Here is a 10,760-nt window from a genome sequence, read left to right as displayed (position 1 = left end):
CGGGGACAGGGCGGACGGCGGCAACGGCTCCGCGCGCCCGGCCGCCGCCGCCCTGTCCCCGTACAAAGCTGAAGGCGGCCGTTCCGGGAAGGCGGGGGAGAGTGGCGCCTCCACGCCCGTCGGCGGAGGGGAGCGCCCGGCGCGTGCGCGCGCGACCGGCGAGTCCTCGGGCGGCCGGTCGAAGGCCGCGGGCGAGACGCACGCGCGCGTGCGAGATAGCGCCCCTCCCGCGCGGGTGCGGGGAAAGGGCGGTCCCGCCCGCCCGCCGGAGACCGAAGCACCCGCGCGCGATCGCGACACCCACGAGGGTCGCGACACCCGCGACACCCGCGACACCCGCGACACCCGCGAGAGTCCCGACGGTCGCGACGCCCGCGGCGGTCGTGGGAGGGGCGGTGACAGCCAGGCCGTGCCGGACGACCCGGGTTCCGGTGAACCCTGGGGCGACGGTCTCATCGCGCGTCGCGTGAACGAGGCGACCGCCGCCGAGCAGGCCGTCGCGGCGCTGGAGGTCCGGTCCGGCGGGCCCCAGACCGCGACCCCGCTCGCCTACGACGGAGCCCTGCGCTCCCGGCTCGACGCGTTGCGTGAACTGGTGGGGCTCTCCCGTACGCGGCTCGACAGCAGGACGCTCTCCGAGGCGGGGCGCGTTCTCGACGAGGCGGCGGCCCGGCGCAGGCTCTCGGGGCAGCACACCGTCGTCGCGATCGCGGGGGCCACCGGCAGCGGCAAGTCCCAGTTGTTCAACGCGCTCGCCGGGGTGACCATCTCGGAGACGGGCGTGCGGCGGCCCACCACCGCCGCGCCGATCGCGTGCAGTTGGAGCGACGGCGCCGCGAGCCTGATCGACCGGCTCGGCATCCCGGGCCGGCTGCGCCGCCGCCCGGTGCAGAGCGCGGACGCCGAGGCGCAGTTGCGCGGGCTCGTCCTGGTCGACCTGCCCGACCACGACTCGGCCGCAGTGCAGCACCGCGAGCAGGTCGACCGCGTGCTGGCGCTGGTGGACGCCGTCATCTGGGTCGTCGACCCCGAGAAGTACGCCGACGCCATGCTCCACGAGCGCTATCTGCGGCCCATGGCGGGTCACGCGGAGGTCATGTTCGTCGTCCTCAACCAGGTCGACCGGCTGCCGGGCGAGGCCGCCGAGATGGTCCTCGACGACCTGCGGCGGCTGCTCGACGAGGACGGCGTCGCCCTCGGCGAGTACGGCGAACCGGGCGCGACCGTCCTCGCGCTGTCCGCGCTCACCGGCGACGGGGTCGGAGAACTGCGGGAGCTGCTCGGCCAGTTCGTCGGAGAGCGCGGTGCCGCGGCGCGGCGGATCGCGGCGGATGTGGACGCCGCCGGATGGCGGCTGCGGTCCGTCTACGCGACGGAACGGCGCACCGGGCTGAGCGAGGAGGCGCGGGACGATTTCGCCGACCGGCTCGCGGACGCGGTCGGCGCCACCGCTGCGGGCGACGCCGCCGAACGCGCCTGGCTGCGCAATGCCAACCGCGCGTGCGGGACGCCGTGGCTGAGGCTGTGGCGGTGGTACGAGGACCGCCGGGATCCCCCCACCGGCCGGATGCCGGTCCGCTCGCAGGCCGACGAGGAGGCCACGGCGCGCCAGCGCGTGGAGCAGGCGGTGCGCACGGTGTCGGAGCGGGCCTCGGCCGGCCTGCCCGCGCCGTGGGCGCAGGCGGTGCGTGAGGCGGCCGTACGCGGTGCGCAGGGGCTGCCGGAGGCGCTGGACGAGCTGACCGCGCGGGCCGGGGAGCCGCAGGGGCGTCCGCCGCGGCCGGGCTGGTGGCCGGCGGCCGTGCTGGCCCAGGCGTCCATGACGCTCCTGCAGATCCTCGGCGGTCTGTGGCTGGTCGGCCAGATCGCCGGGGTCATGTCGCCGAACCTGGGCGTGCCGGTGCTGCTGATGGTCGCCGGCATCATCGGCGGCCCGCTGGTGGAGTGGAGCTGCCGGCTGGCGGCCCGCGGTCCCGCACGCAGATACGGCCAGGACGCGGAACGGCGCCTGCGGGAGGCTGCCGCCGGGTGCGGCAGAGCGAGGGTCCTGGATCCCGTGGCCGCCGAGTTGCTGCGGTACCGGGAGGTACGGGAGCAGTACGGGCGGGTGATGGGCGCGGAGGCGCTGGTGAGGTGAGGGCGGCACCCATGGGCGGGCGCCGGGTGGTGATCCGGCGCCCGGCGGTCCGGGGCGTGCCAGACGGTGATCCGGCGGCGGTGACGCGGGCGGTGATCCGGGTGGTGCGAGCTTGGTCTCCCTCGTTCGGGTGACGGCTTTTTCCACAGGCCGGTGGTGGTCCACAGGGCGCGGCGGGCTCGGCCCGGCGGAGGCAGTCTGGTGGTGCGGCGATCGCGGCGGACGCGGTCGTGGCGACGGTGGCGGTGAGCGGCTCGGGGCGGATGCCTCGTGGCCGCCGGCGTCCCGGAAAACCCAGACGCAGCCGTACGGGACCGGCCCGTACGCGTATCCGCCCGGTGTGAACATCGGGGTGAGGGAGGGGTTCTCGATGAACGAGACGATGGTCTGTGCGGTGGGGAACGTGGCGACGCAGCCGGTGTACCGGGAGTTGTCGGCGGGGCCGTCGGCGAGGTTCCGGCTGGCGGTGACCTCGCGTTACTGGGACCGGGAGAAGAGCACCTGGACCGACGGACACACCAACTTCTTCACGGTGTGGGCCAACCGGCAGCTGGCGGTGAACGTGGCGGCGTCGCTGAACGTGGGCGACGCCGTGATCGTCCAGGGCCGGCTGAAGGTGCGGGCGGAAGCGCGCGAGGGGCAGAACTGGACGTCGGCCGACGTCGACGCGGTGGCGATCGGCCATGATCTCGCCCGCGGCACCTCTGTCTTCCGCCGCGCGGCCAGGCCTGATACGGCCGCTGCGGCCGGCGTACCCACGCAGCCGGAGCCGGACTGGGAGACCCCGGTGGGGCCGCCGTCCGCGGAGCCCGAATCAGTGCGGCGACGCGAGCCGGCCGCCGTGACGTGATGTCAGGGAGCGTGCCGGTCTGAGCGATCGACGGCTTATCGGCGGATACATCCCGGAGTTGTCAGTGGATTTGTCGATAAGCCCTGCTCGCAGGCGATCTTGGGGATAACGATTCCGAGTCGGATCACCCATCGGGTGACCTGACCGGGAAGGCCGGTACGTCCGCCTCTCTAGGATGCCGAACGTGGCTCACGGGGCTTCTGATTCTGCTGGTGGGACCCATCCCCCCACGTCAACGGGTCCTGCTCGAAGGGGAATTACGTGATTTCTTCGTTCTCCGCGCCGTTCGGGCGCGGACGGGGCGCGGTCCGCCTCGCAGCGGGGACGCTGGTGTCCGGACTCGTCGCCGCCGGTGTCCTCGTCACCGCGGGCACGGCCGTCGCCGACACCGCGGCACAGACGCAGGGCGGAGCGACGGCGACGATAGGCGGTCTCAAGACCTACGGCGCCGCCGTGTTCCACGACGAGAGCGGGGACCAGGAGGTCTCGGCCGGTCTGTTCGAGATGTCCGTCGACGGCGGCGGCACCCTGCACACCTACTGCGTCGACCTCCACAACCCCACGCAGAAGGACGCCAAGTACCAGGAGACGCCCTGGAGCGGCACCTCACTGGGCGTCAACAAGGACGCGGGCCGCATCCGCTGGATCCTGCAGAACTCCTACCCCCAGGTCAACAACCTGGCCGCGCTGGCCAAGAAGGCCGGTATCACCGGAGGCGGCCTCACCGAGCAGGACGCGGCGGCCGGTACCCAGGTGGCGATCTGGCGCTACTCGGACGGCGCGGACGTCGACGCCGTCGACCCGCAGGCCGAACGGCTCGCGGACTACCTCCACGGGACCGCCCGCGCCGTGGCGGAACCCCCGGCGTCACTGACCCTGGACGGGCCCGCGGTCTCCGGGCACCCCGGCGAACTGCTCGGCCCGGTCACCGTACGGACCGGCGCGAGCGCCGTGACGGTGACGCCGCCGCTCGACGCCGCGATCACCGGCGTACGCGTCGTCGGCAAGGACGGCGAACCCGTCACCTCCGCGCGGGACGGCAGCGAACTGTTCTTCGACGTGCCCGTCGGCACCGCCGCCGGGGCCGCCGAGCTGACCGTCCAGGCCTCCACCACCGTCCCCGTCGGCCGCGCCTTCACCTCCGCGAGCCGCAGCCAGACACAGATCCTGGCCGGCTCCAGCGAGTCGACCGTCGCCGCGACGGCTGCCGCGACCTGGGCCGAGACAGGCGCCGTGCCGGCCCTCTCCGCCGCGAAGAACTGCCCGGAGAACGGCGTCGACATCGCCGCGTCCAACCAGGGCGACCAGGCATTCACCTTCGAGCTGATGGGCGTGCGGCACAGCATCCCCGCCGGCACGACCCGCACGGTGACGATCCCTCTCCAGGAGGATCAGGCCTACGACTTCACCATCACCGGCCCGCAGGGCACCCAGAGCCGCTTCGCCGGCGTCCTCGACTGCCGGACCAGAGCCGACGAGACCGGCCTGACCACCCAGACACTCGCCGAACCCAGCCCGGCCACGGTGGGCGGCACCGCCCGCGCGGGCAGCGACCTCGCCGAGACCGGCGGCTCCGACGCCACCCCCCTGATCGCCGGCACCGCGATCGGCCTGGTCGTCATCGGCGGCACGGTCCTGCTGCTCGTCGGCCGCAAGGAGAACACGACACAGGGCTGAGGCAGCCCACACGGCACGCACCGGGAGACGGGAGGGCCAGGGCTCGACAGCGGCGGGCGGGGCCCTGACTCCTCACCCGCGGCCGTCACCCCCGCGACGACGGAAACGGGTGACGTTCCTCGCTCCGGTCCACCGCCGGGGGCAGAGTGGTCGTATGAACGCAGACGACAGGAACACCCTGGCCGGGGCACGGGTGGCGACCAGGCTCCCGGCCCAGGACCTGGACCGGGCACGCCGCTTCTACGCCGAACGGCTCGGCCTGCACCCGGTCGACGAACGCCCCGGCGGACTGCTGTACCGATGTGAGGGCGGCGCGGAGTTCGTGCTGTTCCGGTCGACGGGAACCTCGCCCGGCACGTTCACGCAGATGGCCTTCGAGGTCGACGACATCGAGGCAGTGGTGACGGAGCTGAAGCGCCGCGGTGTGGTCTTCGAGGAGGTCGACGTGCCCGGCTTCCGCACCGTCGACCACGTCGCCGAGATCGACGGGAACTACCCGAGCAAGCGCGCCCGGGGCGAACGCGGAGCCTGGTTCCACGACAGCGAGGGAAACCTCCTGGGCGTCGGCCAGCCGGTCGGCTAGAGGGAGAAACGGAGGAACGGCACGAGGGAGACCATGGCCACGGGCACTGACATCGATGCTGACAGGTCCGACGGGCCCGCGAACGCGACGTGGTCCTTCACGTGCCGGATCTGGCGCTCCCTGTACCCCTGGCCACCGCCAGTGACAGGTCCGCCGCAGGCGTCTAGGGCAAAACCGCAGGTCAGGGAGTCCCCCGCAATCGGGTTTCCCCCCAGGGGTAGCAGTCCGGCAAGATGGGGTGTATCTGCCCACTGCCAGAATTCAAGCTGCCGGACGGTTTCTCTTGGCTGAGTACATCTACACCATGCGCAAGACGCGTAAGGCTCACGGCGACAAGGTCATCCTTGACGACGTGACGCTGAGCTTCCTGCCCGGCGCGAAGATCGGTGTGGTCGGGCCTAACGGTGCCGGTAAGTCCACCGTTCTCAAGATCATGGCCGGGCTGGAGCAGCCGTCCAACGGCGATGCCTTCCTGTCGCCCGGCTACTCCGTCGGCATGCTGCTGCAGGAGCCGCCGCTCGACGAGTCGAAGACGGTCCTGGAGAACGTGCAGGACGGCGCCTCCGAGATCATGGGCAAGCTCAAGCGGTTCAACGAGGTCGCCGAGCTGATGGCGACCGACTACTCGGACGCGCTCATGGAGGAGATGGGCAAGCTCCAGGACGACCTGGACCACGCCAACGCGTGGGACCTGGACGCCCAGCTGGAGCAGGCCATGGACGCCCTGGGCTGCCCGCCCGGCGACTGGCCGGTCACCAACCTCTCCGGTGGCGAGAAGCGCCGCGTCGCGCTCTGCAAGCTGCTGATCGAGGCCCCCGACCTGCTCCTGCTCGACGAGCCCACCAACCACCTGGACGCCGAGTCCGTGCAGTGGCTGGAGCAGCACCTCGCCAAGTACGCCGGCACCGTCGTCGCCGTCACCCACGACAGGTACTTCCTGGACAACGTGGCCGGCTGGATCCTCGAACTGGACCGCGGTCGCGCCATCGGCTACGAGGGCAACTACTCCACCTACCTGGAGTCCAAGGCCTCCCGCCTCAAGGTCGAGGGCCAGAAGGACGCCAAGCGCGCCAAGCGCCTCAAGGAGGAGCTGGAGTGGGTGCGGTCGAACGCCAAGGGGCGTCAGGCCAAGTCCAAGGCGCGTCTGGCGCGCTACGAGGAGATGGCCGCCGAGGCCGACAAGATGCGGAAGCTGGACTTCGAGGAGATCCAGATCCCGCCGGGTCCGCGGCTGGGCAGCGTCGTCGTCGAGGTCAACAACCTCAGCAAGGCGTTCGGCGAGAAGGTCCTCATCGACGACCTCTCCTTCACGCTGCCGCGTAACGGCATCGTCGGTGTCATCGGCCCCAACGGCGCCGGCAAGACCACCCTCTTCAAGATGATCCAGGGCCTGGAGGAGCCGGACTCCGGCGCGATCAAGGTCGGCGACACGGTCAAGATCTCGTACGTCGACCAGAGCCGCGAGAACATCGACCCGAAGAAGTCGCTGTGGGAGGTCGTCTCCGACGGCCTCGACTACATCAACGTCGGCCAGGTCGAGATGCCGTCGCGGGCGTACGTCTCCGCCTTCGGCTTCAAGGGTCCGGACCAGCAGAAGCCGTCCGGTGTCCTGTCCGGCGGTGAGCGCAACCGCCTGAACCTCGCGCTCACCCTCAAGCAGGGCGGCAACCTGCTGCTCCTCGACGAACCGACCAACGACCTCGACGTGGAGACCCTGTCCTCCCTCGAGAACGCGCTCCTCGAGTTCCCGGGCGCGGCTGTGGTCGTCTCCCACGACCGGTGGTTCCTGGACCGGGTGGCCACGCACATCCTCGCCTACGAGGGCGAGTCCAAGTGGTTCTGGTTCGAGGGCAACTACGAGTCCTACGAGAAGAACAAGATCGAGCGTCTCGGTGCGGACGCGGCCCGTCCGCACCGCGCCACCTACAAGAAGCTGACCCGGGGCTGATCTTTCTTGCGGCACATCTACCGCTGCCCACTGCGCTGGGCGGACATGGACGCGTACGGCCACGTCAACAACGTGGTGTTTCTCCGGTACCTGGAGGAAGCCCGTATCGACTTCCTGTTCCGCCCGGAGAAGGACTTCAAGCAGGGGTCCGTGGTGGCGCGCCACGAGATCGACTACAAGCGGCAGCTCGTCCACCGGCACACACCGGTCGACATCGAACTGTGGATCACGCAGATACGCGCCGCGTCCTTCACCATCTGCTACGAGGTGAAGGACGGCGACCAGGTCTACGTCAGCGCGTCGACGGTGATCGTGCCGTTCGACTTCGCCGCACAGCGACCGCGCCGGCTCACCGACGAGGAGCGTGAGTTCCTCGAGGAGTACCGGGACGACGACAAGGAGGCCGTCGCCGCATGACGGTGCTCCACCTCGCCGACGAGGGGGAGGCGGCGGATCTCGCGGCCTTCCTCTCCCGGCTGCTCCACTACGACCGTGGAGCGGCGGTCCGGCTCCAGGCGGCCGGCACCGCGCTGGCCGTCTTCGGACGGCCGCCGTCCTTCGAGGTCCTCGCGATCCGGGCGGTCCGGCTGGCGAAGCCGTACGAGAACGGCCTCGACGTCACGCTGGACGTGACCGTGTCCGCCGGGGAGCTGCTGGAGAGCGTCGACGAGGCGGCGGCCACGGCCGCCGTGCCCGCCGCGGTCACAGGGCCGCCCTGGGCGGGCGTGCTGCCGCCGCGCGGCGGCTGGCAGCCGCAGGCGGGCCTTCCGGCGCCGGACGCGCTGCGCGCGATGGTCGGCGCGGCGGTCGCCGAGTTCCGCCGCCGCATGGAGGAACTGCCGGACGAGGGCCGTACGCGCCCCGAACTCGACCGGATCGGGCGGGACATCTGGTCCCGGACGGTCGGCGAGACCGGCCTGCCCGTGCGGGCCGTGCACGCGGCCCAGTCGCTGGGTTTCCTGCGGCCGGCCACCCAGCCCCAGGACGTCGGGCTGTTCTCCTCGGGGTCGTGGCTGCGGCTGCGGACCCCGTACGGCTCGATCGCCGTACGGCGGGCCGGACTCGGCGGCCTGGGCCTCAGCGTGCGCTGAGTGGCATACGCCCCCTCAGGCCGCCGTACGCCGGGGCACCGGGGTCATCGCCGGGTCATTCCGGGGTGTTGAGCATGGATGCCGCCGCGTACGTGAGGTAGTTCCACAGCGTCTCCTCGTGCTCCGCGGAGAGCCCCAGGTCGTCCACCGCGTCCCGCATGTGCTTGAGCCACGCGTCGTGCGCGGCCCGGTCCACGGTGAAGGGCGCGTGCCGCATCCGCAGGCGGGGGTGGCCGCGGTTCTCGCTGTACGTCGTGGGGCCGCCCCAGTACTGGATCAGGAACAGCCTGAGCCGATCCTCGGCCGGGCCCAGGTCCTCCTCGGGGTACATGGGCCGCAGGACCGGGTCCTCGGCGACTCCCTCGTAGAAACGGTGGACCAGCCGACGGAAGGTGTCCTCCCCGCCGACCTGCTCGTAGAAGGTCTGCTCCTGAAGCGTGCCGCGCCGGATCTCTTTCACGCTCCCCATGGTCTCAGACCCGGGGACCGAGGACTCCAGCCCTAGGACCCCCGCGTTCGGGAGCCCCCGGGCACTCGCCTCCCGGGCCCGGTCGCCGCACAGTGGACGTATGACAGCGCATGCGCTCGGCAAGGAGCTGGAGCAGCTCGCCGTCTCCGAGCGGGCGGCGTTGGTGCGGGAGATCGAGACGAGCGGGGCCTTCGCCGCCGACCCGCAGTGGCGGGAGGCCTTCGGCACCGTTCCGCGTCATCTCTTCGTGCCCTACTACTACGTCGGCGGCGCGCGCGGGTACGAGCGGCGCTGGGGCGAGAGTCCCGATCCGCGGGCCCGTGAGCGCTGGTTGCGCGGCGCGTACGAGGACGTGCCGCTGGCCACCCGGCTGCGGGACGGGGAACTGCTCTCCTCCAGCAGCCAGCCCTCGCTGATGGCGGAGATGCTGGCCGAACTGCGGGTGGGCGACGGGGACCGGGTGCTGGAGGTCGGCGCGGGCACCGGGTACAACGCGGCGCTGCTGTCGTACCGGCTCGGGGACGAGCGCGTCACCACCGTGGACCTCGACCCGGAGATCACCGAGTCCGCCCGGCGGCATCTCGCCGACGCCGGGTACCGCCCCACGGTCGTCACCGGCGACGGCGCCCGCGGAGTCCCCGAACGCGCCCCCTTCGACCGGATCATCGCCACCTGCGAGCTGGCGTCGGTCCCGCGGGCCTGGATCGCCCAGTGCCGCCCCGGCGCCCGCATCCTGACCCCGCTCGCCACCGGGCTGCTCGCGCTGACGGTGGGGGAGAGCGGGCAGGCCGAGGGGAACTTCCTGCACAACCCCGCCTACTTCGTCCCGCTGCGCGGCACCGACCGGCGCGCGCCGGAGCCGGTCGCCCTCGGCGGGGTGCCGACGCGAGCCAGGGAGAACGACCTGTTCCGCTTCCTGCTGGCCCTCACCCGCGCCGCCCTCGACCCGCAGGAGGCCTACGCGCTGTGGGAACGCGAGGGAAGGCCCGGAAGAGACCGGTACGGCGTCACCGTCGGCGGCGAGCAGACCTGGGCCTGGCTCGACGACCCGGAGGGACCGTACGCCTGGCCCCTGCCGGGCTCGTCGGGGCCAACCCTCATCGGTACTTAGGGGGCGGGCGGTCCCAGGCCGACATGGGCCCGGCACCGCCTGCCGAGAGGGCCTAGCCCCGCCGCACCGTGATCGTCGTCCACGCGCCGACGTGGACCCGGTCGCCGTCCTGGAGCGGCACCGGCACGAAGGGCTGGATCGGCTCGTCGGAGCCGTTGACCGTGGTGCCGTTCGTCGAGTTCTGGTCGACGACGGCCCAGCTGCCGTCGGGCTGCTGGACCAGCACCGCGTGCTGGTGCGAGACGCCCGGGTCCTCCGGCGGTACCGACAGATCGATGTCGGGGGTCTCACCCGTGGAGTGCCGGCGGCGGCCGATGGTGATCTGGTTGCCGCCGAGCGTGCGCTGCTGCTCCGGGGAGTACGCGGGCAGGTTCAGTCCCGCGGCCTCCGGTCCCGAGCGGTGCATCATCGACATGAAGTACTCGCGGTCGGGGCCTATGGTCGCCGTCCAGGTCGCCGGCTGCTGCGGGAACGCCGGGCCGGGCGGGGGCGGGGCCTGGTTGCCGCCGGGCTGCGGGTAGCCGTAGCCACCGCCCTGGTTGCCGCCGGGGCCGCCAGTGTGGGACGGCGGGGAGAGCACCCAGTCGTCGTCTCCGCCGCCGAAGGACGGGCCGGACGGCTGCTGCGGCCGGCCGGTCTCCTGCGGGTAGCCGGGCGGGGCCTGCGGGCCGGGCTGTCCGGGCTGCTGGAAGGCCTGCGGGGCACGGTGACCGCCGGGGCCACCAGGCCCCCCGTGGCCACCAGGCCCGCCGGGACCGCCAGGTCCGCCGGGACCGCCGGGACCGCCAGGCATGCCATGACCGCCGCCGGGGCGGGGATCCTGCCGGGACGGATCGGGGCCGTACCCGCCCTGACCGCCGGGGCCACCCTGACCGCCCTGGCCGCCGGGGCCGG

10 protein-coding genes are annotated in these 10,760 nt (G+C 72.4%); 8 read left to right on the top strand and 2 right to left on the bottom strand.

Translation table 11 applies throughout. The annotated features are described in order from the left end of the window. The first annotated feature begins 409 nt into the window (after nt 1-409). The 7 genes from BZL64_RS02165 to BZL64_RS02135 all read left to right on the top strand — a co-directional run bounded on the left by BZL64_RS02165 (nt 410) and on the right by BZL64_RS02135 (nt 8,286). On the top strand, nt 410-2,137 hold the full coding sequence (locus BZL64_RS02165) for a YfjP family GTPase (protein WP_086765514.1): 1,728 nt from the start codon (nt 410-412) through the stop codon (nt 2,135-2,137). A gap of 370 nt (nt 2,138-2,507) precedes the next feature. Further along, complete coding sequence (locus BZL64_RS02160; protein WP_086765512.1) at nt 2,508-2,987, top strand: single-stranded DNA-binding protein; 480 nt, start codon at nt 2,508-2,510, stop codon at nt 2,985-2,987. A gap of 261 nt (nt 2,988-3,248) precedes the next feature. Then, the gene (locus tag BZL64_RS02155; protein WP_086765510.1) at nt 3,249-4,664 is read left to right on the top strand and encodes a Cys-Gln thioester bond-forming surface protein; all 1,416 of its coding nucleotides are present in this window, start codon (nt 3,249-3,251) and stop codon (nt 4,662-4,664) included. 154 nt (nt 4,665-4,818) lie between these two features. Then, entirely contained in the window at nt 4,819-5,247 is a 429-nt protein-coding gene (locus BZL64_RS02150) for a VOC family protein (protein WP_086765508.1), read from the top strand. A 283-nt stretch (nt 5,248-5,530) separates the two neighbouring features. Next, a complete protein-coding gene (gene ettA, locus BZL64_RS02145) occupies nt 5,531-7,195 on the top strand; it encodes an energy-dependent translational throttle protein EttA (protein WP_086765505.1) in 1,665 nt (554 codons plus the stop codon). A gap of 6 nt (nt 7,196-7,201) precedes the next feature. Next, on the top strand, nt 7,202-7,612 hold the full coding sequence (locus BZL64_RS02140; protein WP_086765503.1) for an acyl-CoA thioesterase: 411 nt from the start codon (nt 7,202-7,204) through the stop codon (nt 7,610-7,612). Then, nucleotides 7,609-8,286 (top strand): DUF8185 domain-containing protein, encoded by a 678-nt coding sequence (locus BZL64_RS02135; RefSeq protein ID WP_086765501.1) that lies wholly within the window; start codon nt 7,609-7,611, stop codon nt 8,284-8,286. Before BZL64_RS02140 ends, BZL64_RS02135 begins: the two co-directional genes overlap by 4 nt. A 55-nt stretch (nt 8,287-8,341) precedes the next feature. On the opposite strand, the gene BZL64_RS02130 is transcribed toward BZL64_RS02135, so the two are convergent. Continuing rightward, nucleotides 8,342-8,755: a globin gene (locus BZL64_RS02130; RefSeq protein ID WP_086765499.1), complete on the bottom strand. Its 414-nt coding sequence runs from the start codon at nt 8,753-8,755 to the stop codon at nt 8,342-8,344. Between the two features lie 100 nt (nt 8,756-8,855). Between BZL64_RS02130 and BZL64_RS02125 the strand changes: the two genes are divergently transcribed. Further along, nucleotides 8,856-9,866, top strand: a complete 1,011-nt coding sequence (locus BZL64_RS02125; RefSeq protein WP_086765496.1) for a methyltransferase domain-containing protein — start codon at nt 8,856-8,858, stop codon at nt 9,864-9,866. A gap of 52 nt (nt 9,867-9,918) precedes the next feature. On the opposite strand, the gene BZL64_RS02120 is transcribed toward BZL64_RS02125, so the two are convergent. Beyond that, the coding region (locus BZL64_RS02120) for an FHA domain-containing protein (protein ID WP_143662949.1) at nt 9,919-10,760 on the bottom strand (842 nt) is incomplete at its 5' end.

It is taken from the genome of Streptomyces bobili (genome assembly GCF_002154575.1).
GTDB classification, from domain to species: Bacteria; Actinomycetota; Actinomycetes; order Streptomycetales; family Streptomycetaceae; genus Streptomyces; species Streptomyces bobili.
Note: the sequence above shows the minus strand (reverse complement) of the source record. Positions and strands in the feature narration are given on the sequence as shown.

What these genes read in the sequence shown, in the direction of transcription:
- BZL64_RS02130 (WP_086765499.1), bottom strand. Translation starts at nt 8,755, where the DNA reads ATGGGGAGCGTGAAAGAGATCCGGCGCGGCACGCTTCAGGAGCAGACC.
- BZL64_RS02125 (WP_086765496.1), top strand. Translation starts at nt 8,856, where the DNA reads ATGACAGCGCATGCGCTCGGCAAGGAGCTGGAGCAGCTCGCCGTCTCC.
- BZL64_RS02150 (WP_086765508.1), top strand. Translation starts at nt 4,819, where the DNA reads ATGAACGCAGACGACAGGAACACCCTGGCCGGGGCACGGGTGGCGACC.
- BZL64_RS02135 (WP_086765501.1), top strand. Translation starts at nt 7,609, where the DNA reads ATGACGGTGCTCCACCTCGCCGACGAGGGGGAGGCGGCGGATCTCGCG.
- BZL64_RS02160 (WP_086765512.1), top strand. Translation starts at nt 2,508, where the DNA reads ATGAACGAGACGATGGTCTGTGCGGTGGGGAACGTGGCGACGCAGCCG.